General features: G+C 74.3%; 22 protein-coding genes. 17 read left to right on the plus strand and 5 right to left on the minus strand.

Translation table 11 applies throughout. From position 1 onward, the window contains the following. Position 1: 1 nt before the first annotated feature. Positions 2-826: an enoyl-CoA hydratase/isomerase family protein gene (locus NRO40_RS25355; RefSeq protein ID WP_079047118.1), complete on the minus strand. Its 825-nt coding sequence runs from the start codon at positions 824-826 to the stop codon at positions 2-4. A gap of 85 nt (positions 827-911) precedes the next feature. Here NRO40_RS25355 and NRO40_RS25360 point away from each other — a divergent pair, with 85 nt between their 5' ends. Beyond that, a complete protein-coding gene (locus NRO40_RS25360) occupies positions 912-1553 on the plus strand; it encodes an HdeD family acid-resistance protein (protein ID WP_058942623.1) in 642 nt (213 codons plus the stop codon). Between the two features lie 93 nt (positions 1554-1646). Beyond that, positions 1647-2126 carry an ATP-binding protein gene (locus NRO40_RS25365; RefSeq protein ID WP_058942622.1) on the plus strand — a complete coding sequence of 160 codons (480 nt, stop codon included), beginning with the start codon at positions 1647-1649 and terminating at the stop codon, positions 2124-2126. A 57-nt stretch (positions 2127-2183) separates the two neighbouring features. On the opposite strand, the gene idi is transcribed toward NRO40_RS25365, so the two are convergent. The 3 genes from idi to NRO40_RS25380 all read right to left on the minus strand — a co-directional run bounded on the left by idi (position 2184) and on the right by NRO40_RS25380 (position 4631). Further along, positions 2184-2777 (minus strand): isopentenyl-diphosphate Delta-isomerase, encoded by a 594-nt coding sequence (gene idi, locus NRO40_RS25370; protein ID WP_058942621.1) that lies wholly within the window; start codon positions 2775-2777, stop codon positions 2184-2186. A gap of 115 nt (positions 2778-2892) precedes the next feature. Beyond that, positions 2893-3456 (minus strand): GNAT family N-acetyltransferase, encoded by a 564-nt coding sequence (locus NRO40_RS25375; protein ID WP_058942620.1) that lies wholly within the window; start codon positions 3454-3456, stop codon positions 2893-2895. Positions 3457-3692: 236 nt separating this feature from the next. Further along, on the minus strand, positions 3693-4631 hold the full coding sequence (locus tag NRO40_RS25380) for a cation diffusion facilitator family transporter (RefSeq protein WP_058942619.1): 939 nt from the start codon (positions 4629-4631) through the stop codon (positions 3693-3695). A 432-nt stretch (positions 4632-5063) separates the two neighbouring features. Between NRO40_RS25380 and NRO40_RS25385 the strand changes: the two genes are divergently transcribed. From NRO40_RS25385 to NRO40_RS25455, 15 genes are all read left to right on the plus strand, one after another. Further along, complete coding sequence (locus NRO40_RS25385) at positions 5064-6995, plus strand: DUF5941 domain-containing protein (protein ID WP_058942618.1); 1932 nt, start codon at positions 5064-5066, stop codon at positions 6993-6995. Then, on the plus strand, positions 6992-7729 hold the full coding sequence (locus tag NRO40_RS25390; protein ID WP_058942617.1) for a phosphocholine cytidylyltransferase family protein: 738 nt from the start codon (positions 6992-6994) through the stop codon (positions 7727-7729). Before NRO40_RS25385 ends, NRO40_RS25390 begins: the two co-directional genes overlap by 4 nt. Next, positions 7717-8778: an iron-containing alcohol dehydrogenase family protein gene (locus tag NRO40_RS25395; RefSeq protein WP_058942616.1), complete on the plus strand. Its 1062-nt coding sequence runs from the start codon at positions 7717-7719 to the stop codon at positions 8776-8778. The genes NRO40_RS25390 and NRO40_RS25395 overlap by 13 nt, the downstream gene beginning before the upstream one ends. Continuing rightward, the gene (locus NRO40_RS25400) at positions 8756-9535 is read left to right on the plus strand and encodes a CDP-alcohol phosphatidyltransferase family protein (protein ID WP_058942615.1); all 780 of its coding nucleotides are present in this window, start codon (positions 8756-8758) and stop codon (positions 9533-9535) included. The genes NRO40_RS25395 and NRO40_RS25400 overlap by 23 nt, the downstream gene beginning before the upstream one ends. Before the next feature lie 4 nt (positions 9536-9539). Next, positions 9540-10412 (plus strand): glycosyltransferase family 2 protein, encoded by an 873-nt coding sequence (locus NRO40_RS25405; RefSeq protein WP_058942614.1) that lies wholly within the window; start codon positions 9540-9542, stop codon positions 10410-10412. 108 nt (positions 10413-10520) lie between these two features. Then, positions 10521-11450 carry an ABC transporter permease gene (locus NRO40_RS25410; protein WP_058942613.1) on the plus strand — a complete coding sequence of 310 codons (930 nt, stop codon included), beginning with the start codon at positions 10521-10523 and terminating at the stop codon, positions 11448-11450. Further along, positions 11443-12246, plus strand: coding sequence for an ABC transporter ATP-binding protein (locus tag NRO40_RS25415; RefSeq protein ID WP_257375512.1), 804 nt, complete (start codon positions 11443-11445; stop codon positions 12244-12246). The genes NRO40_RS25410 and NRO40_RS25415 overlap by 8 nt, the downstream gene beginning before the upstream one ends. Before the next feature lie 301 nt (positions 12247-12547). Then, positions 12548-13459: a squalene synthase HpnC gene (hpnC, locus tag NRO40_RS25420; protein ID WP_058942612.1), complete on the plus strand. Its 912-nt coding sequence runs from the start codon at positions 12548-12550 to the stop codon at positions 13457-13459. Positions 13460-13467: 8 nt separating this feature from the next. After that, complete coding sequence (gene hpnD / locus NRO40_RS25425) at positions 13468-14406, plus strand: presqualene diphosphate synthase HpnD (protein WP_408057059.1); 939 nt, start codon at positions 13468-13470, stop codon at positions 14404-14406. Positions 14407-14518: 112 nt separating this feature from the next. Next, positions 14519-15889 (plus strand): hydroxysqualene dehydroxylase HpnE, encoded by a 1371-nt coding sequence (gene hpnE / locus NRO40_RS25430; protein ID WP_058942611.1) that lies wholly within the window; start codon positions 14519-14521, stop codon positions 15887-15889. Then, positions 15886-16986 (plus strand): polyprenyl synthetase family protein, encoded by a 1101-nt coding sequence (locus NRO40_RS25435; protein ID WP_079047117.1) that lies wholly within the window; start codon positions 15886-15888, stop codon positions 16984-16986. Before hpnE ends, NRO40_RS25435 begins: the two co-directional genes overlap by 4 nt. 172 nt (positions 16987-17158) lie before the next feature. Further along, positions 17159-19156 (plus strand): squalene--hopene cyclase, encoded by a 1998-nt coding sequence (shc, locus tag NRO40_RS25440; protein WP_058942609.1) that lies wholly within the window; start codon positions 17159-17161, stop codon positions 19154-19156. Continuing rightward, positions 19157-19813: a phosphorylase family protein gene (locus NRO40_RS25445; RefSeq protein ID WP_058942608.1), complete on the plus strand. Its 657-nt coding sequence runs from the start codon at positions 19157-19159 to the stop codon at positions 19811-19813. Positions 19814-19832: 19 nt separating this feature from the next. Continuing rightward, on the plus strand, positions 19833-20855 hold the full coding sequence (hpnH, locus tag NRO40_RS25450) for an adenosyl-hopene transferase HpnH (RefSeq protein WP_058942607.1): 1023 nt from the start codon (positions 19833-19835) through the stop codon (positions 20853-20855). A 543-nt stretch (positions 20856-21398) separates the two neighbouring features. Further along, entirely contained in the window at positions 21399-22787 is a 1389-nt protein-coding gene (locus tag NRO40_RS25455; protein ID WP_058942606.1) for an aspartate aminotransferase family protein, read from the plus strand. A 60-nt stretch (positions 22788-22847) separates the two neighbouring features. Here the strand turns inward: NRO40_RS25455 and NRO40_RS25460 are convergent, their stop codons facing one another. After that, positions 22848-23660, minus strand: a complete 813-nt coding sequence (locus NRO40_RS25460; protein WP_058942605.1) for a tyrosine-protein phosphatase — start codon at positions 23658-23660, stop codon at positions 22848-22850. Positions 23661-23741 lie beyond the last annotated feature (81 nt).

Here is a 23741-nt window from a genome sequence, read left to right on the forward strand (position 1 = left end):
GTCAGCCCCGGTACGTGAAGCGCGGCTCCCGCCGCTCCAGGAACGCCGCGACGCCCTCCGCCCGGTCGCCGCTCGTACGCGCCTGCTCCGCCCAGTGCTCCTCGCGCCCGGTGCGTCCGTCCGCGTACTCCTTCGCGGCGGCCTGCGTGAGCAGGGACCGCGAGGTCAGGACGCGGAGGAACGCCGCGACCCGCTCGTCCAGGCCCCCGGCGGGCAGCAGCTCGTCGACCAGGCCCGTGCGCAGCGCCCGCTCGTCGTCGATCAGCTCGGCGGAGAAGAGCAGGTACTTGGCGGTGGCCGGCCCGACGAGGGAGGCCAGACGCCGGGTGGAGGAGGCCGGGTAGACGATGCCGAGCTTCGCGGGCGTCACCCCGAAGCGCGCCCCGGCCTCGGCGAAGCGCAGGTCGCAGGCGGCCGCCAGCTGGCAGCCGCCGCCCACGCAGTACCCCCGCACCGCGGCGAGGGTCGGCCGGGGGAAGGCGGCGAGCGCCTCCTCGGCGCGCACGGCCAGCGACTGCTGACGGTCGTCCGGCCGACGCAGCGCGGAGATGTCGGCCCCGGCGCAGAAGGTGTCGCCGTCGCCGGTGAGCACCAGCGCCCGTACGTCGCGGTCGGCGGCCAGCTCGGCCAGCAGCTCCGGCACGGCCCGCCACATGTCGGCCGTCATGGCGTTGCGCTTCGCCGGGTTGCTGATGACGACGGTCGCGACGCCGTCGGCGACGCGGTGCTCCAGCCGGGGCTCGCGCGCTGCGCGTGCTGCCTGCGGTGGCTGCGGGGGGCGTGGCTCCTGCGGTACCTGCGACGCCTGCGGCTGCTGCGGCTCCATGCGTCGGATGCTATCCGGGGAGCCCGACCGTACGATCAAGAAGGGGGCGCCGCGACAGTCGTACCGAGGGAAGCGAGGCGCACCGATGCGCGATACCACCCACGACCCGGCCCGCGAGGGGAAGCGGCTGAGTCGCAGTTTCGGCCGGCTGGCGCTCCTGGGGGCGGCCCTGGTGCTCGGCGGACTGTTCGGCCTCGTCTACACGGGCCTGGCCACCCTGACGTCCATGCTGCTGTTCGGCTGGCTGCTGCTGATCGGCGGCGCGGTCGGCCTGCTGCACGCGCTGGAGTCGCGCCGCACCGGGTCCTTCTGGCTGGCCGTGGTGGTCGCCGCGCTGAACATCGCCGCGGGGTTCGTCGTGATCCGCCACCCAGCCGAGTCGGCCGAGGCGTTCACCATGTTCGCGGCGCTCCTCTTCCTCACCGGCGGCGTCTTCCGGCTGGTGGGCAGCGCGGTGGTGCGCGGCCCGCAGTTCGGCTGGACGCTGCTCCAGGGCGCCTTCGGCGTCCTGCTGGGCCTGCTCGTCCTGTTCGGCTGGCCGGAGAACAGCCTGTACGTGCTCGGCACGTTCTTCTCCCTCGCCCTGCTCTTCGACGGGCTCGGCCTGATCGCCATGGGGCTGGGCGGGCGCCGCGTGGTCGGCATGGTCTCCGAGGGGAGGGCGCCGCACGAGGAGCACCGGCGTCCGGAGGCGCCAGAAACGGATCCGCACCGGCCGGAGAAGTAGAAATACCGCTCAATTGCGAGCCGAGTACGCCGATAAGCGGTCACTTCCGGTCACAGCCTCGGCTGTCCCGTCCAGGGGCCAACACTCTGACGCGTGGCGACAATCGAGCACGAGGGTGAGAGCCGGACCGCGCCGGGCCGCGGAGGCGTCCCGGCCCGGCCGCCGTCGTACGAAGGGGTCTGGCGCTTCACCGCACCCGCGGTCGACGCCTCCGTACCGCAGGCCCGGCACGCCGTACGCGACCTGCTGGAGCATCAGGGGGTACCGAGCGGCGGAGACGTCGCCCAGGGTCTGCTCCTGATCGTCTCCGAGCTGGTCACGAACGCCGTGCGGCACGCGGCACTGCTCTCCCCGCAGGTGTCGGTGGAGGTCGCGATCGGCCCCGCCTGGGTCAGGGTGGCCGTCCAGGACGACCACCCCTACCGGCCGAAGGCGCTGGAGACCGACTACGCGCAGACGGGGGGCCGGGGCCTGCTGCTGGTCCGCGAGATCACCCGCGAGGCGGGCGGCACCTGCGACGTCGAGCACACCGCGACCGGCGGCAAGACCATCTGGGCCGCCCTGCCCCGGTGACGGACGGGGCGCCCCCGGTCGTACCCGGCCGTCAGGCGCCCCGCGGGACCGGAGGGCTCACCAGCCGCCCGTGGCCCCCGTCAGCTCCTTGATCGCCGGCCGGGCCGCGTCCAGGACGGTCATGAACCAGGCGGAGAACGGCGCGCTCGCGTGCCGCTCGGCCAGCTCCTGCGCCGTGACGAACGCCGTCTCCTCGACCTCTTGGGCGTCCGGCCGCAGCGGAGCCTGCACCATCCCCACGAAGAGGTGGTTGAACTCCTGCTCCACCAGACCCGAGTCCGGGTCCGGGTGGTTGTAGCGGACGGTCCCGGCCTCGGCCATCAGCGACGGCGACACCCCGAGCTCCTCGAACACCCGTCGCGCGGCGGCCGTGAACGGCGCCTCGCCCGGGTACGGATGCCCGCAACAGGTGTTCGACCAGACACCCGGTGAGTGGTACTTGCCAAGCGCCCTGCGCTGGAGCAGCAGCCGCCCCTCCTCGTCGAAGAGGAACACCGAGAACGCCCGGTGCAGCTGTCCCGGTGCCTGGTGCGCGGAGAGCTTCTCCGCGGTGCCGATGGTGCTGCCGTCCTCGTCGACCAGTTCGAGCATGATCGTGGGCGCGGATCCGTTCGACGAGCTGTTCGCCTCGGTGGCAGGTGTGGTCGGCATAACCATCCTTCGCATCGATTCTCGGCCCTGTGGGGCAATCCTCAGTCTGCCGTACGGGAGGCGCCCGTCGGCACACCGCGCCCGCGCCCACACGGCCGAACGCGCGGCCGTCGGCTCACACCCCGAACGCGGGCGGATAGGTGATCGTTCCCGAGGGCGGCCGGTCCGAACCGTCCGGCACGAGCGCCATCATGGCCGCGTCCGGCACGTCGAAGGGCGGCCGGATCCCGTACCGGGACGCCGGTGCGAAGCCGAAGCGCGGGTAGTACTCCGGATGACCGAGGACCAGCACCAGCCGCTCGCCGCGCAGCCGCGCCGCCTCCAGGACGGCGCGCACCACCGCCTGCCCGGCGCCGCGCCGCTGGTGCGCGGGGGCCACCGCCACGGGGGCGAGCGCCGCCGCCGGGGCGTCGCCGACCCGGCACCGGGTGATCAGCGCGTACGCGGCCACGGAGCCGTCGGGCGCCTCGGCGACGTACGACAGGCCCGGCAGCCAGGCGTCGGGGTCGGCGCGCAGCGCGTCGACGAGGTCCGCTTCGGCCGGCGTCGGGAAGGCCGCGGCGTTGACGGCGTGGACCGCCGCGCGGTCCGCGTCCGTCTCGGGGCGGGTCGGCCAGCGCGGACCCGGAGGGGAGGAGGACGAGGCAGTGGAGGGGACGTCGTGGAAAGCGTGGGACACCGTGGAAGCCCTTGCGTGAGGAGGGTCCCCGGGTCCGGCGTCCTGCCGTCAGCCGGACACCGGAGAGGGGAAGGAGGGACCGAACGCGTCGCCGTGGAGGGCGGCGCCGACCGTGGCGGCCATCGTCCTCAACTCCTCTCCCTGCCGGTGTGCGGGTCTTCCCGCCGCAGCCTAGCAGCCGGTCCGACGGCCCCCGGGCCCCCGGACGGGCGCCGCGGTCCCGCCCGGGCGTCCCGTCAGTGGCAGAAGCCGGCCTCGTGCTCCGCGTGCCCGCCGGGCTCCAGCTGGAAGGTGCAGTGCTCCACGTCGAAGTGGCCGACCAGGCACTCCTGCAGCGAGTGCAGCATCTTCTCGTGCCCCGGGCCGTCCAGCACGCTCGCGTCGACCACGACGTGCGCCGACAGCACGGGCATCCCCGACGTGATCGTCCACGCGTGGAGGTCGTGCACGTCCTCCACGCCCGGCAGCGCCAGCAGGTGCGCCCGGACCTCCGTCATGTCCACGCCCTTCGGTGCGGACTCCAGCAGCACGTCCAGCGTCTCGCGCAGCAGCCGCAGCGTGCGCGGGACGATCATCATGCCGATCACCAGCGACGCGATCGGGTCCGCCGCCTGCCAGCCGGTCGCCAGGATGACGCCCGCCGCCACGAGCACCGTCACCGAGCCGAGTGCGTCCGCCAGCACCTCCAGGTACGCGCCGCGCACGTTCAGACTGTCCTTGCGCCCCCGCGTCAGCAGCGACAGCGACACCATGTTCGCGGCCAGACCGACCAGCGCGAAGACGACCGTCAGGCCGCCCTTCGTCTCGGCGGGGGTGACGAACCGCTGGACCGCCTCGAACAGGACGTAGCCGCCGGCCCCGAGCAGCAGCAGACAGTTGGCGAGAGCCGCGAGGATCTCGGCGCGGGCGTAGCCGTAGGTGCGGTTCGCGGTGGCCGGGCGGTTCGCCATGTGGATGGCGAGCAGCGCCATGCCCAGGCCGACGGCGTCCGTGGCCATGTGCGCCGCGTCCGCGAGCAGCGCGAGCGAGTCGGCGAGCAGCCCGCCGACGATCTCGACCACCATCACGCCCAGCGTGATGGTCAGGGCCACCCGCAGCCGCCAGCGGTGCGCGGCTCCGGCCGTACCGGTCGGTGGTCCGCCGTGCGTGTGCCCGTGGTCGTGCCCAGCCCCCATGGGGTCGCCTCCCGATCAGGTTGGTGACTGCCTTCCGAGCGGTCAGTCAACTACGGGTGGGGGGTATGGGCAAGCTGAGGTTGAACACCGTTGTCATCCCCTCTGACCTGGGCGTCCTCACCCGGGCGGCCCGCAGTCCCGGCCGCTGTCCCGGCCCGCCCACCGCCGCTGCCGGCCACCGCCGCCGGCCACCCCGACGGCGCCTTTGCGCCCGCGCGCGGACGCCCGCGGCGGGTGCGTCCCCGACCTGGAGTTTGTCGGCCGGGGCGATCATCGAGGATGATGATCCCGCCGCCGGTCGGACCGCTCCCGTCCGCGCAAACCCTCGGTGAACCCGCTCTTCCGTTCATCCGATAGCCTCAGCCGACGTGCCGCCGCCCGCCCGGGCCGAGCCACCGCACACCAGCCGTCAGGTCCAAGGAGTGAGTTCGTCTGTCGACCGCCATCCTCACCGGTCCGCCGGTACCCGGATCGCCGCTCGAGGGCGATCTGCGGTCGCTGGGCTTCGAGGTCCGCTCCGCCGCGGGCCCGGGCGAGACCGCCGCGCTCCTCGCCGCCGTACCGGCCGGTGAGCGCGTCGCCGTCGTCGACCCGCGCTTCGTCGGGCACCTCCACGCGCTGCGCCTGGCGCTGACCGACCCCCGCTTCCCGGCGGCGGCGGCGCCCGGCGCCCTCACCGCGCAGCCCGAGGCCCGCCCGTCCCTCACCCGCGCCCTGACCGCCCGGGTCCCCGGCTCCGGCTCCGCGCCCGACCCCGGTTCCGCCCAGGTCCCCGGCTCCGCGCCGGTCGCCGCGCCCACCACCGCCTCCGGAGCCGCGCCCACCACCGCCCCCGAGGCGGGCGGCGCGCGGGCCGGCGGCGCGTCCGCGGGCGGTACGCCCCCGCTGCCCGACACGCTCGCCACCGCCCTGGAGGCCGACGGCGTCGCCGTGCACCGGCCCGAGCTCGGCTCGCTCGTCGCCGCGGTACCGACCGGTCCCCAGGCCCGCAAGGAGACCCGGGACGCCGTCGCCGCCGTCGACGACGAGGCCGTACGCCTGCGCTCCGCCGTGAAGTCCCGTGACGGCTTCTTCACCACGTTCTGCGTCAGCCCGTACTCCCGCTACCTCGCCCGCTGGTGCGCCCGCCGGGGCCTCACGCCCAACCAGGTCACCACCGCCTCGCTGCTGACCGCGCTCGTCGCGGCCGGCTGCGCCGCGACCGGCACCCGCGGCGGCTTCGTCGCGGCGGGCGTCCTGCTCCTCCTCTCCTTCGTCCTGGACTGCACCGACGGGCAGCTCGCCCGCTACTCCCTGCAGTACTCGACGCTCGGCGCGTGGCTCGACGCCACCTTCGACCGCGCCAAGGAGTACGCCTACTACGCGGGCCTCGCCCTCGGCGCCGCCCGCGGCGGGGACGACGTCTGGGCGCTGGCCCTCGGCGCGATGGTCCTCCAGACCTGCCGGCACGTCGTGGACTTCTCCTTCAACGAGGCCAACCACGACGCCACCGCCAACACCAGCCCCACCGCCGCCCTCTCCGACCGGCTCGACAGCGTCGGCTGGACGGTCTGGGTGCGGCGCATGATCGTCCTGCCGATCGGGGAGCGCTGGGCGATGATCGCGGTGCTCACCGCCGTCACCAGCCCCCGCGTCGTCTTCTACGCCCTGCTCGTCGGCTGCGCCTTCGCCGCCTGCTACACCACCGCCGGCCGGGTCCTGCGCTCGCTGACCCGCCGGGCCGGCCGCACCGACCGCGCCGCCCGGGCCCTCGCCGATCTCGCCGACGGCGGCCCGCTCGCCGAGCTCGCCGCCCGCGCGACCCGTCGCTGGGCCCGCCCGCTGGGCGGCCGCACCCCGTACGCGGTGCTCGGCGCGGCCCTGCTCCTGTACGCGGCGTGCGCCGCGCCCGTCGGCAGCGGCCTCGTCGTCGCGGCGGCCGCCGCGTACGCGCTGGCCTCCGGCGCCGCCGTCGCCCGGCCCCTGAAGGGCGCCCTCGACTGGCTCGTCCCGCCCGTCCTGCGCGTCGCCGAGTACGGCACGATCCTCGTCCTGGCCGCCCGCGCAGACGCCCCCGGGGCGCTCCCCGCGGCGTTCGGGCTGGTCGCGGCCGTCGCCTACCATCACTACGACACGGTGTACCGCATCCGCGGCGGCACCGGCGCGCCGCCCGTCTGGCTGGTGCGGACGCTCGGCGGCCAGGAAGGGCGCACGCTGCTCGTGGCCGTCCTCGCCGCCCTCCTCGCGGCGGGTGGTGGGGAGCGCCTCGCCCTGGCGCTGACCGCCCTCGCCGGCGCCGTCGCGCTGGTGGGGCTGGCGGAGTCCATCCGCTTCTGGGTGTCCTCCCACGCACCCGCCGTACACGACGAAGGAGAACCCGCATGATCGGCCTCGTACTGGCAGCCGGTGCCGGACGCCGTCTGCGCCCCTACACCGACACGCTCCCGAAGGCCCTCGTGCCGGTGGACGGGGACACCACGGTCCTCGACCTGACCCTGCGCAACTTCGCCGAGGTCGGCCTCACCGAGGCCGCGATCGTCGTCGGCTACCGCAAGGAGGCCGTGTACGCGCGCAAGGAGGAGCTGGAGGCCACGTACGGCCTGTCGCTCACCCTGATCGACAACGACAAGGCCGAGGAGTGGAACAACGCCTACTCCCTGTGGTGCGCCCGTGAGGTCCTGAAGCGGGGCGTCATCCTCGCCAACGGCGACACCGTGCACCCGGTCTCCGTCGAGAGGACCCTCCTCGCCGCCCGGGGCGAGGGCCGGAGGATCATCCTCGCGCTCGACGCGGTGAAGGACCTCGCCGACGAGGAGATGAAGGTCATCACCGCCGACGGCGAGGGCGTCCGACGGATCACCAAGCTCATGGACCCCGCCACCGCCACCGGCGAGTACATCGGCGTCACCCTCATCGAGCCGGAGGCCGCCGAGGACCTCGCGGACGCGCTGCGGACCACCTTCGAGCGGGACCCGGACCTCTACTACGAGGACGGCTACCAGGAGCTGGTGGACCGGGGCTTCCGGATCGACGTGGCGCCCATCGGCGACGTCAAGTGGGTCGAGATCGACAACCACGACGACCTCGCGAAGGGCCGTGGGATCGCGTGCCTGTACTGACCCGGCTCATCCCCTCGCCGGTCGTCGTCGACATCAGCTGCGGAGCGATGGACGACCTGGCCGGCCTCCTCGCCGACCAGCGGATCTCCGCCTCCGGCAAGCTCGCCGTGGCGATCAGCAACGGCTCCGGGCAGGCGCTGCGCGAGAAGCTCGCGCCGCTGCTCCCGGACGCCGACTGGTACGCCGTGGCCGACGGCAGCATCGACTCCGCCGTCCGTCTCGCCGACGCCATGAGGGGCAAGCGGTACGACGCCGTGGTCGGCCTCGGCGGCGGCAAGATCATCGACGTGGCGAAGTACGCCGCTGCGCGGGTCGGCGTGCCCATGGTGTCGGTCGCGACGAACCTGTCGCACGACGGCATCTGCTCGCCGGTCTCCACCCTCGACAACGACAACGGCCGCGGCTCCTACGGCGTCCCCTCGCCGATCGCCATGGTCATCGACCTCGACGTGATCCGGGACGCCCCGGCGCGGTTCGTCCGCTCCGGCATCGGCGACGCGATCTCCAACATCTCGGCCATCGCCGACTGGGAGCTGTCGCACCGGCACACCGGCGAACAGGTCGACGGCCTCGCCGCCGCCATGGCCCGCACGGCGGGTGAGGCGGTGCTGCGCCACCCGGGGAGCGTCGCGGACGACGAGTTCCTCATCGTGCTGGCCGAGGCCCTCGTCCTGACCGGCATCGCCATGTCGATCAGCGGCGACACCCGTCCCGCGTCGGGCGCCTGCCACGAGATCTCCCACGCCTTCGACCTGCTCTACCCGGCGCGTTCCGCGCTCCACGGCGAGCAGGTCGGCCTCGGCGCCGCCTTCGCCATGCACCTGCGCGGCGCCCGCGAGGAGTCGTCGCTCTTCGCCGAGGTCCTGCGCCGGCACGGCCTGCCGGTGCTGCCCGAGGAGATCGGGTTCTCCCCGGACGAGTTCGTGCGCGCCGTCGAGTACGCGCCGCAGACCCGCCCGGGGCGCTTCACCGTCCTGGAGCACCTCGACCTGTCCACCGACCAGATCAGGGACGCGTACGCCGACTATGCCAAGACCATCCGTAGCTGAACTCCGCCCGGTCGTCCATCCGGCCGGGGTCAAGGACCGCCGCAGCGGAGAGCACTGGGGCGGCCGCCTCTACATGCGCGAGATCTCCCTGCGCATCACCCGGCTGCTGGTCACCACGCGGGTCACCCCGAACCAGCTGACGTACGTGATGACCCTCGCGGGCGTCCTCGCCGCTCCGGCGCTGCTGGTCCCGGGCATCCCGGGCGCGCTCCTCGGCGCGCTGATGGTCCAGCTCTACCTGCTGCTCGACTGCGTCGACGGCGAGGTCGCCCGCTGGAAGAAGCAGTTCTCGCTCTCCGGCGTGTACCTGGACCGGGTCGGCGCCTACCTGTGCGACGCGGCGGTCCTCGTCGGCTTCGGCCTGCGCGCGGCCGACCTGTGGGGGAGCGGCCGGATCGACTGGCTGTGGGCCTTCCTCGGCACCCTCGCCGCGCTCGGCGCCATCCTCATCAAGGCGGAGACCGACCTCGTCGGCGTCGCCCGTCACCAGGGCGGCCTGCCGCCCGTGAAGGAGGCCGCGGCCGAGCCGCGCTCGTCCGGCATGGCGCTCGCCCGCAGGGCCGCCGCCGCGCTGAGGTTCCACCGGCTCGTCCTCGGCATCGAGGCGTCGCTGCTCATCGTGGTGCTGGCCGTCGCGGACACGGTCCGGGGCGACCTCTTCTTCAGCCGCCTGGGCGTCGCCGTCCTCGCCGCCATCGCCCTGCTGCAGACGCTGCTGCACCTGGTGTCCGTCCTCGTGTCCAGCAGGCTGAGGTGACGCCGTGAAGCTCGGTGCCGTCATCATCACCATGGGCGACCGCCCCGACGACCTGAACGCCCTCATCGAGTCCGTCGCCCGCCAGGAGGGCGAGCCGGTCGAGGTCGTCGTCGTCGGCAACGGCGCCCCCGTCCGCGGGGTCCCCGGCTGGGTCCGCACCGTCGACCTGCCCGAGAACCTCGGCATCCCCGGCGGCCGGAACGTCGGCATCGAGGCGTTCGGCCCGAACGGCTCCGACGTCGACGCGCTGCTCTTCCTCGACGACGACGGGCTGCTCCCCGGCAAGGACACCGCGGAGCTCCTGCGGGCCGCGTTCGCCGCCGACCCGCGGCTCGGGATCGTCAGCTTCCGCATCGCCGACCCGGAGACGGGCGTCACGCAGCGGCGCCACGTGCCCCGGCTGCGCGCCTCCGACCCGATGCGCTCCTCGCGCGTCACGACCTTCCTGGGCGGGGCGAGCGCCGTGCGCACGAAGGTCATCGCCGAGGTGGGGCCCCTGCCGGGCGAGTTCTTCTACGCGCACGAGGAGACCGACCTCGCCTGGCGGGCGCTGGACGCCGGCTGGATGATCGACTACCGGTCCGACATGGTGCTCCACCACCCCACGACCGCCCCGTCCCGGCACGCCGTCTACCACCGCATGGTGGCGCGGAACCGGGTGTGGCTGGCCCGCCGCAACCTGCCGGCGCCGCTGGTCCCGGTGTACGTCGGGGTGTGGCTGCTGCTGACCCTGCTGAGGCGCCCGTCGGGGGCCGCGCTGAAGGCGTGGTTCGGGGGCTTCAAGGAGGGCTGGACGACCCCCTGCGGGCCGCGGCGCCCCATGAGGTGGCGCACGGTGTGGCGCCTCACGCGACTGGGCCGCCCGCCCGTCATCTGACAAGCTCGGATCCGGCGGCCCGGCCGCCCCCGGGGACGGGCCGCCCCCGCCCCGGGGACCGGGCCGCACCCCACCGCCCCCGCATCGTGAACACGAAAGTTTCGACCTGTGAGTGAGACGACCCGCGACCGAGCGGTCGCCGTGAGTGTCCCGCCCTCGCCCGACGACGGCCTGTCGCCGGCCGAGCTGGCCGCCAAGTACGGCCTGTCGGTGAGCGGCGCCCGTCCGGGGCTGGCGGAGTACGTCCGGCAGCTGTGGGGTCGGCGCCACTTCATCATGACGTTCTCCCGGGCGAAGCTCACGGCCCAGTACAGCCAGGCCAAGCTCGGCCAGCTGTGGCAGGTGGCGACGCCGCTGCTGAACGCCGCGGTCTACTTCGCGATCTTCGGGTTGATCCTCGAAGCGGGCCGGGGCATGGACAAGAAGGTCTACGTCCCGTTCCTGGTGACGGGCGTCTTCGTCTTCATGTTCACGCAGACGTCCGTCATGTCCGGCGTGAAGTCGATCTCCGGCAATCTGGGCCTGGTGCGGGCGCTGCACTTCCCCCGGGCCGCGCTGCCCATCTCGCTGGCGCTCCAGCAGCTCCAGCAGCTGCTGTACTCGATGCTGGTGCTCTTCGTCATCGTGGCGCTGTGCGGCAGCTACCCCTCGCTCAGCTGGCTGCTGATCGTCCCCGCGCTGGTGCTCCAGTTCCTCTTCAACACCGGCCTGGCCATGATCATGGCGAGGCTCGGCAGCAAGACGCCGGACCTCGCCCAGCTGATGCCGTTCATCATGCGGACCTGGATGTACGCCTCGGGCGTCATGTTCTCCATCCCGATCATGCTGCGGGACAAACCGGCCTGGATCGCCGACGTCCTGATGTACAACCCGGCGGCCGTCTACATGGACCTCATCCGCTTCGCGCTGATCGAGGGCTACACCTCCGACAACCTGCCCGACCACGTGTGGCTCGCCGCGCTCCTGTGGGCGGTCGTCGTCGGCGTCGCCGGTTTCGTGTTCTTCTGGAAGGCTGAGGAGCGGTACGGCCGTGGCTGACGAGACCAACGAAGCCCGCCCCGCGGGCTCGCGCATCCCCACCGTCATCGCCGACGACGTGCACATCGTGTACCGCGTCCACGGGGGCGGGTCGGCCGGCCGGGGCAGTGCCACGGCCGCCCTCAGCCGCATGCTCCGCGGCGAGAAGGGCGAGAGCCGCGGCGTCCGCACGGTCCACGCCGTGCGCGGAGTCACCTTCACCGCCTACCGCGGCGAGGCCATCGGCCTCATCGGCACCAACGGCTCCGGCAAGTCGACCCTGCTGCGGGCCATCGCCGGGTTGCTGCCCACCGAGCGGGGCAAGGTCTACACCGACGGCCAGCCCTCGCTGCTGGGCGTCAACGCGGCCCTGATGGGCGACCTCACCGGTGAGCGCAACGTGATCCTCGGCGGTCTCGCCATGGGCATGTCCCGCGAGGAGGTCAAGGAGCGCTACCAGGACATCGTCGACTTCTCCGGCATCAACGAGAAGGGCGACTTCATCACCCTCCCCATGCGGACGTACTCCTCCGGCATGGGCGCCCGGCTCCGCTTCGCCATCGCGGCCGCCAAGAACCACGACGTCCTCATGATCGACGAGGCGCTGGCCACCGGCGACCGCAAGTTCCAGATCCGCTCCGAGGAGCGCATCAGGGAGCTGCGCAAGGAGGCAGGCACGGTCTTCCTCGTCAGCCACAGCAACAAGTCGATCCGGGACACCTGCGACCGCGTCCTGTGGCTGGAAAAGGGCGAACTCCTCATGGACGGGCCGACCGACGAGGTCCTCCGGGCGTACGAGAGGGAGACCGGCAGGTAGCCCGGCGAGCCCCGCCGAACCGCGCGGACGGCGCAGGTCAGGGCGGCGGAGCCGGTGCGCCCGCCGTCCCGGACGCCCTCGCGTGCCACGCGCGGAGCCCCTGGCCGGGTCGCGGGGCGTGCTCGGCGTAAGCTGTAGCGGTTCTGATTCGCGCCATGTGTGGTGATAGGTCCGAGGGGCCGGCGGCGTGTCCGAAATGGGATGTATTGGGTCCGCAGTGTAGAACGGGAGACGTGACGGCCATGACGGAGAACCCCCCACGCGCCGAGGGTCCCGCCGTCCCCGCGACGGGCAGCGCGCAGTGACGGCTGTCCGGCAGGCGCGCCCCGACGCCACCGCGCGTACCACGCTCGACAAGGCCGCGGCCGAGAACTTCCCCGTGGCCCCCTTCTTCCTGCCCCGCGCCTGGCGCGCCGACCTCATGGCCGTCTACGGCTACGCCCGGCTCGTCGACGACATCGGCGACGGCGACCTGGCTTCCGGCGGGGCCGACGCCCGCCACCTCGGCGCCGACCCCGACGCGGACCCCTCCGCCCTGCTCGACGCCTTCGAGGCCGACCTTCTGCGGGTCTTCGACGCCTCCGGCGCCCCCTCCCACTCGCTGCTGCGCGCCCTGCGGCCCACCGTGCGCCGCCACGCCCTGACCCCCGAGCCGTTCCTCGCGCTCGTCGAGGCGAACCGCCAGGACCAGCACGTGCGCCGCTACGCCGGCTACGGCGACCTGGTCGCCTACTGCGAGCTCTCCGCCAACCCCGTGGGCCGGCTCGTCCTCGCGATCACCGGCACCACCACCCCCGAGCGCGTCCGCCGCTCCGACGCCGTCTGCACCGCCCTGCAGATCGTCGAACACCTCCAGGACGTCGCCGAGGACCTCGGCCGCGACCGGATCTACCTGCCCGCCGAGGACATGGCCCGCTTCCACGTCACCGAGGCCGACCTGGCCGCCCCCACCGCCGGCGCCGCGGTCCGGGCGCTCGTCGCGTACGAGGCGCGGCGGGCCCGCGCCCTGCTGGAGGAGGGGGCGCCGCTCGTCGCGAGCGTGCGCGGCCGGCTCCGGCTGCTGCTCGCCGGGTTCGTCGGCGGCGGCCACGCGGCACTCGACGCCATCGCGGCCGCCCGCCACGACGTGCTCCCCGAACCGCCCAGGGCCACCGGGCCCCGCCTGCTCCGCCGGGCGGGAGCGGTGTGGCGAACAGCGTGCAGAGAGGGGTGAAGGGGACCGTGGACACCACGACGCAGCCGCCCCCGCCGGTACAGGCGGCCTACAGCTACTGCGAGGCCGTGACCGCCCGTCAGGCCCGCAACTTCGCGTACGGCATCAGGCTCCTGCCGACCGCGAAGCGGCAGGCCATGTCGGCGCTGTACGCCTTCTCCCGGCGGGTCGACGACATCGGCGACGGCGGCCTCGGCCCCGAGGACAAGCGCAGCCGCCTGGAGGCCACGCGCGAGGTGCTGGACCGCGTCCGGCGCGGCACCGTCACCGACGACGACACCGACCCGGTGGCCGTCGCGCTCGCCGACGCGGCCCACCGCTTCCCGCTGCCGCTGGAAGGCTTCGACGAACTCATCGACGGCGTGCTGATGGACGTGCGCGGCGCGGCCTACGAGACGTGGGACGACCTGCGGGTCTACTGCCGCTGCGTCGCCGGCGCCATCGGCCGGCTCTCCCTCGGCGTGTTCGGCACGGCCCCGGGCGCGCGCGAGGCCGCCCGCGCCGCCGAGTACGCCGACACCCTGGGACTCGCCCTCCAGCTCACCAACATCCTCCGCGACCTGCGCGAGGACGCCGCCAACGGCCGCAGCTACCTCCCCGCGGAAGAGCTCGCCAAGTTCGGCTGCTCCGACGGCTTCCGCACCGCCGCCCCACCCGTGGACGGCGACTTCACCGGACTCGTCCAGCACCAGGTGCGCCGCGCCCGCGCCCTGTTCGCCGAGGGCTACCGGCTGCTGCCCCTGCTCGACCGGCGCAGCGGCGCGTGCGTCGCCGCGATGGCCGGCATCTACCGCCGCCTCCTCGACCGCATCGAACGCGACCCCGGCGCCGTGCTGCGGGGCCGCGTGTCCCTGCCCGGCCACGAGAAGGCGTACGTCGCCGTGCGCGGTCTGTCCGGCCTCGACGCGCGCACGGTCTCCCGCCGCAGCGAGAGGACGCGCCCGTGACCCCTGCCGCCACCACCCCCGACGGCCCCCCGGCGCCCGCCCGCCCGGCGGCCTGCGCCGGTCCCGACCGTGCCCGTCGCCCCCGCCCGGCACGGGGGCGGGGGGCGGTCGCGTGAGCGGGCACAGCGCCGTCGTCGTCGGCGGGGGCCTCGCCGGGGTCACCGCGGCCCTGCGCCTCGCCGACGCCGGGGTGCGGGTCACCCTGCTGGAGGGTCGGCCCCGCCTCGGCGGCCTGGCGTTCTCGTTCCGGCGCGGCGACCTCACCGTGGACAACGGCCAACACGTCTACCTGCGCTGCTGCTCGGCGTACCGGTGGTTCCTCGACCGCGTCGGCGGCGCCCACCTCGCGCCCGTCCAGGACCGCCTCGACGTGCCCGTCCTGGACGCCGCCCACCCGCGCGGCCCCCGCCTCGGCCGGCTGCGCCGCACCGCCCTGCCCGTACCCCTGCACCTCGCGGCCAGCCTCGCCGGCTATCCGCACCTCTCGCTCGCCGAGCGGCTCGGCGTGGGCCGCGCCGCCCTCGCCCTGCAGGCCCTCGACCCCGCCGACCCCGCCCTCGACGGCGTCGACTTCGCCGGCTGGCTCGCCCGGCACGGCCAGTCCCGCCGCGCCGTCGAGGCGCTGTGGGACCTCGTCGGCGTCGCCACGCTCAACGCCACCGCCCCCCACGCCTCACTCGGCCTCGCCGCCATGGTCTTCAAGACCGGTCTGCTCTCCGAGCCCGGTGCCGCCGACATCGGCTGGGCCCACGTCCCCCTCGGCCACCTCCACGACACGCTCGCCCGCCGCGCCCTCGACGCCCGCGGCGTCCGCGTCGCCGTCCGCACCAAGGTCACCGCCGTCACCCCCGCCGACGCGGGCCGCTGGGTCGTCGACGTTCCCGGCGACACCCTGGAGGCGGACACCGTCGTCCTCGCCGTCCCGCAGCGCGAGACCCACGACCTGCTGCCGCCCGGCGCCCTCGCCGCCCCCGGCGACCTGCTGAAGATCGGCACCGCGCCCATCCTCAACGTCCACGTCCTGTACGACCGACCCGTACTGCGCCGCCCGTTCTTCGCCGCGCTCGGCTCGCCCGTCCAGTGGGTCTTCGACCGCACCGTCGCCTCCGGCTACGACGGCGGCCAGTACCTGGCCCTCTCCCAGTCGGCCGCCGGGCACGAGATCGACGCCCCCGTCGCCGAGCTGCGCGCCCGCTACCTGCCGGAGCTGGAGCGGCTGCTGCCGGCCGCGCGCGGCGCCCGCGTGCACGACTTCTTCGTGACCCGGGAGCGGACGGCGACGTTCGCCCCCACCCCCGGCGTCGGACGGTACCGCCCCGGCACCCGCACCCACACCCCCGGCCTGTACCTCGCCGGCGCGTGGACCGCCACCGGCTGGCCCGCCACCATGGAAGGAGCGGTGCGCAGCGGCTCCGCCGCCGCGTCCGCCGCCCTCTCGGCCCTCGGCCGCCCCCACGTACACCCCATCGAGGAGGCGGCATGAGACCGCGTACAGGAACAAGAGGAGAGACCGTGCCGACAGTGCCCCCGGCGAACCACACCGTCGACGCCGCGGAGGTCGCCGCGCTGCTGGAGCGCGGGCGGACCCTGTCCACCCCCGTCCTGCGCGCGGCGGTGGACCGGCTCGCGCACCCCATGGACACCGTCGCCGCCTACCACTTCGGCTGGATCGACGCCCTGGGCCGCCCCGCCGACGGCGACGGGGGCAAGGCGGTCCGCCCGGCCCTCGCGCTGCTGTCCGCCGAGGCCGCCGGCGCCCCGCCGGAGACGGGCGTCCCCGGCGCCGTCGCGGTCGAGCTCGTGCACAACTTCTCGCTCCTGCACGACGACCTGATGGACGGTGACGAGCAGCGCCGCCACCGCGACACCGTGTGGAAGGTGCACGGCCCCGCCCAGGCCATCCTCGTCGGCGACGCCCTGTTCGCCCTCGCCAACGAACTGCTGCTGGAGCTCGGCACCGTCGAGGCCGGCCGGGCCACCCGCCGCCTCACCGTCGCCACCCGCAAGCTGATCGACGGCCAGGCGCAGGACATCTCCTACGAGCACCGCGAGCGGGTCACGGTCGAGGAGTGCCTGGAGATGGAGGGCAACAAGACCGGCGCCCTGCTGGCCTGTTCCGCCTCCATCGGCGCGGTCCTCGGCGGCGCCGACGACCGCACCGCCGACGCCCTGGAGGCGTACGGTCACCACCTCGGCCTGGCCTTCCAGGCCGTCGACGACCTGCTGGGCATCTGGGGCGACCCGGAGTCCACCGGCAAGCAGACCTGGAGCGACCTGCGTCAGCGCAAGAAGTCCCTGCCGGTGGTCGCCGCGCTCGCCGCGGGCGGCCCCGCCTCCGAACGCCTGGGGGAACTGCTCGCCGCCGACGCCAAGAGCCAGGACCTGGAGTCGTTCTCCGAGGAGGAGTTCGCCACCCGCGCCGCCCTCATCGAGGAGGCCGGCGGCCGCGACTGGACCGCCGACGAGGCCCGCCGCCAGCACGCCGTCGCCGTCGGCGCCCTGGACCGCGTCGAGATGCCGTCCCGGGTGCGCGACCGGCTCACCGCCCTCGCCGACTTCGTCGTCGTCAGGAAGCGATGACGGCACCCATGACCCCGTCCGCGCCCGCCCCGCCCCCCGGCCCCGGACCCAGGAGCGCTTCCACCCGCATATGAGTGCGCGGTCGGCGGCCCCCGCCCGCACGCACGGCGTGCGGGCGGCGGCCGACGGCAGACCCGTAGCAGCAGCACGTCCACTGCACGAAGGGGAAGCCATGACAGCGACGACCGACGGGAGCGCCGGGGCCCTGGGCCCGCGGACGATCGTGACCACCGGGACGCACCACACCACCGCACCCGCGCCGACCCCCGCACCCGACGTCAGGACCGACGCGGAGACGGCGATGCGGCGCTCCGTGGACCACCTCCTCGGCCGGCAGGACGGCGAGGGATGGTGGAAGGGCGACCTGGAGACCAACGTCACCATGGACGCCGAGGACCTCCTCCTGCGGGAGTTCCTCGGCATCCGCGACGAGGCCGTCACCGAGGCCGCCGCCCGCTTCGTCCGCGGGGAGCAGCGCGACGACGGCACCTGGGCCACCTTCCACGGCGGGCCCGGCGAACTCTCCGCCACCGTCGAGGCGTACGTGGCGCTCCGCCTGGCCGGTGACCCGCCCGACGCCCCGCACATGGCCCGCGCCGCCGCCTGGGTCCGGCAGCGGGGCGGCATCGCCGCCGCCCGGGTCTTCACACGCGTCTGGCTGGCCCTGTTCGGCTGGTGGAGGTGGGAGGACCTGCCGGAGCTGCCGCCGGAGCTCATCTTCCTGCCGAGCTGGTTCCCGCTCAACATCTACGACTTCGGGCAGTGGGCCCGGCAGACGATCGTGCCCCTCACCATCGTCTCGGCGAAGCGCCCCGTCCGCCCCGCCCCGTTCACGCTCGACGAGCTGCACACCGACCCCCGGTGCCCGAACCCACCCCGCCCGCTCGCCCCGGCCGCCACCTGGGACGGGCTCTTCCAGCGGCTCGACCGGGCCCTGCACCGCTACCGCCGCGTCGCTCCCCGCCCGCTGCGCCGCGCCGCCATGAACGCCGCCGCCCGCTGGATCGTCGAACGGCAGGAGAACGACGGCTGCTGGGGCGGCATCCAGCCCCCGGCCGTCTACTCGCTGATCGCCCTCCACCTCCTCGGCTACGACCTCGGCCACCCCGTGATGCGCGCCGGGCTGGAGTCGCTGGACCGGTTCGCGGTCCGGCGGGAGGACGGCGCCCGCATGGTCGAGGCGTGCCAGTCACCCGTGTGGGACACCTGCCTCGCCGTCATCGCCCTCGCCGACGCGGGGCTGCCGGCCGACCACCCGGCGCTCGTCAGGGCCGCCGACTGGATGCTCGCCGAGCAGGTGGTCCGGCGCGGCGACTGGGCCGTGCGCCGGCCGCACCTGCCGCCGGGCGGGTGGGCCTTCGAGTTCCACAACGACACCTACCCGGACATCGACGACACCGCCGAGGTCATCCTCGCGCTGCGCCGTGTACGCCACCCCGACCCGGACCGGGTCGACGCGGCGGTCGCCCGCGGGGCCCGCTGGACCCTCGGCATGCAGTGCCGGGACGGCGCCTGGGGAGCCTTCGACGCCGACAACACGAGCCCCTTCCCCAACCGGCTGCCCTTCTGCGACTTCGGCGAGGTCATCGACCCGCCGTCCGCCGACGTCACCGCCCACGTGGTGGAGATGCTCGCCCACGAGGGTCTCGCCCACGACCCGCGCACCCGCCGGGGCATCGCCTGGCTCCTCGCCGAACAGGAGCCCCGCGGTTCCTGGTTCGGCCGCTGGGGCGTCAACCACGTCTACGGCACGGGGTCGGTCGTGCCGGCGCTCACCGCGGCCGGGCTGCCGCCGGCGCACCCCGCGATCCGGCGGGCCGTGGCCTGGCTGGAGTCCGTCCAGAACGAGGACGGCGGCTGGGGCGAGGACCTGCGCTCCTACCGCGAGGAGGAGTGGGTCGGCCGCGGCGCCTCCACCGCCTCCCAGACGGCCTGGGCGCTGCTGGCGCTGCTCGCGGCGGGGGAGCGGAACTCCGCGGCCGTCGGCCGGGGCGTGGCGTGGCTGGCCCGCACGCAGCGGGAGGACGGGTCGTGGGACGAGCCGTACTTCACCGGGACCGGTTTCCCGTGGGACTTCTCCATCAACTACCACCTGTACCGCCAGGTCTTCCCGCTCACCGCGCTCGGCCGGTACGTGCGCGGCGAGCCGTCCTTCGGCAAGGGCCGCTGAGTGGCCGCCCGACGGGCGCGGGAACCGGCGGCGCCGCTGCTGGTCGCCTGCGCGCTCGGCATCGAGCGGTTCGCGCTGCGCGGTGGCGGGCGGCCGCGGGCCCGCGGCGGCGTGGACGGCGCGCCGGGTCCGGTCACCGTCCTGCGCACCGGCATGGGCCCCGCGCGGGCCCACCGCGCCGTGTCCGACGCCCTGCGGGACGGCGCCCTGCGCGGGGCCTCCGTCGTCGCCTCCGGCTTCTGCGCCGGGCTCGCCCCGGGCATGCACCCCGGCGACGTGGTCGTCGCCGACGAGACGCGCGGCCCGCACGGCGCCACCCCCTGCACGGCCCCCGAGGCGCTGGTGGCCGCACTGGCCAGGGCGCTGCCGGGACGGACGGTCCACACCGGGCCGCTGACCGGCTCCGACCACGTCGTCCGGGGCGGGGAGCGGGCGGACCTGCGTGCCACCGGCGCGCTCGCCGTCGACATGGAGTCCGCGGCCTCCCTGCGGGCGGCGCTGGCCGTCGGCCCCCGCCCCATTGCCGCCGTCCGGGTGGTCGTGGACGCCCCGGAGCACGAACTGGTCCGGATCGGGACGGTGCGCGGGGGAATATCGGCCTTCCGTGTCCTTCGTGCCGTCCTTCCCGCGTTCCATGAATGGCACCGTTCCCTGTAACTCCCCAGGAGGTAGCCGGATGGCCATGCCACTCCGCCAGTCAGTCCGGGTCGGGACCTATCTGCTCGGGCAGAGGCTCCGCAAGCGGGAGAAGTTCCCCCTCATCGTCGAACTGGAGCCCCTCTACGCCTGCAATCTGAAGTGCGAGGGGTGCGGCAAGATCCAGCATCCGGCCGGGGTCCTGAAGCAGCGCATGCCCGTCGCGCAGGCGGTGGGAGCGGTCCTGGAGTCGGGCGCGCCGATGGTGTCCATCGCCGGGGGCGAGCCGCTGATGCACCCCCAGATCCACGAGATCACGGCCCAGTTGGTGGCCAGGCGCAAGTACGTCTTCCTCTGCACCAACGCCCTGCTGCTCCGCAAGAGGATCGCGGACTTCACCCCCTCGCCCTACTTCGCCTTCGCCGTGCACATCGACGGGCTGCGCGAGCGCCACGACGAGTCGGTCGCCAAGGAGGGCGTGTTCGACGAGGCGGTCGAGGCGGTCAAGGAGGCGAAGCGGCGGGGATTCCGGGTCACCACCAACTCCACCTTCTTCAACACCGACACCCCCCAGACCGTCATCGAGGTCCTCGACTACCTCAACGACGACCTGCGGGTCGACGAAATGATGATCTCCCCGGCCTACGCGTACGAGAAGGCGCCCGACCAGGAGCACTTCCTCGGCGTGGAACAGACCAGGGAACTTTTCCGCAAGGCGTTCTCCGGCGGCAACCGGCGGCGCTGGCGGCTCAACCACTCCCCGCTCTTCCTCGACTTCCTGGAGGGGAAGGTCGATTTCCCCTGTACCGCCTGGGCCATTCCCAACTACTCCCTCTTCGGCTGGCAGCGCCCCTGCTACCTGATGAGCGACGGATACGTCCCCACCTACCGGGAACTCGTCGAGGAGACGGACTGGGACGCGTACGGCCGCGGCAAGGACCCCCGGTGCGCCAACTGCATGGCGCACTGCGGCTACGAGCCCACCGCCGTCCTCGCCACCATGGGCTCACTGCGCGAGTCCCTGCGCGCCGCCCGCGAGTCCGTCGCCGGCAACCGCGCGTGAGGCGACCGGGCGTGAGACGACGGGGCCTGACGACGCGACCACGCTGGACGCGACCGCCGCGACGCGGCGCCGCGCCGTGACCGCGCCCCCCGGCAGGGCCCCCGGGAAGGGCCCCCGGGAAGGGCCCCCGGCGTGACGTTCCCGGACGGCGTCGGAGCACCCCGTGCCCTCCGGGCGCCGACCGGCGGGCCATGCGACCTGCCGGCCGCCGGGGGTCCGCGCCCTCCTCGTCGGCGCGGCCGCGAAGACCGGCGGCCGCGCGGCCCGGACCCCGGCGCGGTCGAGCCGCGGGACATGTCGACCCGCCACGGCTGCCCGCCCGGTACGGCGCCGGCCGCACGGTCGTCGCCCCCCGCCGGGCCACGTCTCGTCGACGCGGCCCCCGCGCCGCCCGCCGGCCGGCAGCGGGCCCACCCCGACGGCATCGCCGGGCGGACCACCGGGCCCCGTGTCCCGCCACCCCGGCCGGGGTGGCGGGACGGACCACGTACCGCGGCCCACGGAGCCGCCGAACGACCTGCGGAACGGAGTGCGGAGCGAGCCATGACCACCACCGACTTCGACCTGGGCAAGCTGCTCGCCGAACGCGCCGGCGAGCGCTACGAGCTGCACAGTCGCCACCTCAACCACCAGCTGCCCCGCATGCTGCGCACCCTCGGCTTCGACAGGATGTACGAGCGGGCGGCGGGTGCCCACTTCTGGGACGGCGAGGGGAACGACTACCTCGACATGCTCGCCGGCTTCGGCGTGATGGGTCTCGGCCGACACCACCCCGTGGTCCGCCGCGCCCTCCACGACGTCATCGACGCCGACCTGCCCGACCTCACCCGCTTCGACTGCGCCCCCCTGCCCGGCCTCCTCGCCGAGCGGCTGCTGTCCCACTCGCCCGGGCTGGACCGGGTGTACTTCGGCAACAGCGGCACCGAGGCCGTGGAGACCGCGCTGAAGTTCGCCCGCCGCGCCACCGGCCGCGAGCGCGTCCTGTACTGCGCGCACGCCTTCCACGGGCTCACCACCGGGGCGCTGTCCGTCAACGGCGAGGCGTGCTTCCGCGACGGCTTCGCCCCGCTGCTGCCCGACACGGCGATCGGCCTCGGCGACCTGGACGCCCTGGAGCGGGAGCTGAGGCGCGGCGACGTGGCCGCGCTCATCGTGGAGCCGATCCAGGGCAAGGGCGTCCACGAGACCCCGCCGGGCTTCCTGCGGGCCGCCCGGGAGCTGCTGCACCGCCGGGGCGCCCTGCTCATCGTCGACGAGGTCCAGACCGGCCTGGGCCGCACCGGTGACTTCTACGCCCACCAGCACGAGCCGGGCGTCGAGCCCGACCTGGTGTGTGTCGCGAAGGCCCTGTCCGGGGGGTACGTCCCGGTCGGCGCCACGCTCGGCAAGGACTGGATCTTCAAGAAGGTCTACTCGTCGATGGACCGCGTCGTCGTCCACTCCGCCAGCTTCGGGGCCAACGCCCAGGCCATGGCGGCCGGGCTGGCCGTCCTCGCGGTGCTGGAGGGCGAGGACCTCGTCGGAAACGCCCGCCGCACCGGCGCGCTGCTGAAGTCCCGGCTGTCGGAGCTCGTCGGCCGGTACGAGATGCTCCACGACGTGCGGGGCCGCGGACTGATGATCGGCCTGCAGTTCGGCAGGCCCACGTCGCTGGGGCTGCGCAGCCGTTGGACGATGCTGCAGACGGCCCGCAAGGGGCTGTTCGCGCAGATGGTCGTGGTGCCGCTGCTCCAGCGGCACCGCATCCTCACCCAGGTCTCCGGCGACCGGCTCGAAGTGATCAAGCTGATCCCGCCGCTGGTCCTCACGGAGGGGGACGTCGAGCGGTTCGTCGCCGCGTTCACCGCCGTCATGGACGAGGCCCACAGCGGCGGCGGCCTCATCTGGGACTTCGGTCGCACCCTGGTGAAGCAGGCCGTCGGCAACCGCTGACCCGGCTGCGGCGGGTGGTGGTGGCGCGGCGGCCACGCGGGCGCGCCGCCGCCCCGCCCGTCAGTCGGTGAGCAGGCGGTGGCGCAGCCGCTCGCGGGTCGCGCCGTCGAGCGAGAGCCCCTCGCTCAGGTACCGCTTGGTCGAGCCCCAGTGCTCCTCGATCGTCTCGTACGCCGTCGCCAGGTACTCGACGCGCGCGTCGAAGAGCGGCGCGAGGAGCTCCATCACCTCCGGGGACATCCCGGTGGGCGAGGAGTCGCTGCGGTGCACCTTGTACCGGCGGCGCGGGTCGTTCGACTTGAGGTAGTCCGCCTCGATCGCGTCCCGCTCGACACCGACGGCCAGCAGTGCCACCGCCACGGACAGGCCCGCCCGGTCCTTGCCCGCCGCGCAGTGCATCAGCGCGGGGACGCTGTCCTCGGCGAGGGCGTGCAGCACCCGGCTGTGCTCGGCGGTCCGGTCGGCGACGATGCTGCGGTACGCGTACCGCATCCGCGCCGCGGCCTTGCCGTCACCGAGGAGGTCCCGCAGCTGCTCGATGTCGCCGTCGCGCACCATCCGCCAGAATTCGGCGCCGTCGGCCGGGTCGGTCAGCGGGATGTTGACGTTCCGCACGCCGGGCAGCTCGATGTCGGGCCCCTCCAGGGCCTGGTCGGCCGCGTTGCGGAAGTCGAAGACGGTGTGGAGTCCGAGCGAGGCGAGGAGGACGGCGTCCTCGGCGGTGGCGTGCGCGAGGTGCCCGCTGCGGAACAGCACACCGTCGCGCACCCGGCGCCCGTCCACGGTCGGCAGCCCGCCCACGTCGCGGAAGTTGCGCACGCCGGTGAGCTCCGGCTCGGCGGTCGGCGGGACGTCCGGCAGCTGCTGCGTCACGGGGGCTCCTCCGTGTCTCGCGTCGGCGACGGCCGCCGACGATGTCGCGGATCAGACGATACGACATCGCTTCCCCCGGTG

The organism is Streptomyces changanensis, assembly GCF_024600715.1.
In the GTDB taxonomy this organism is placed as follows: Bacteria; Actinomycetota; Actinomycetes; order Streptomycetales; family Streptomycetaceae; genus Streptomyces; species Streptomyces changanensis.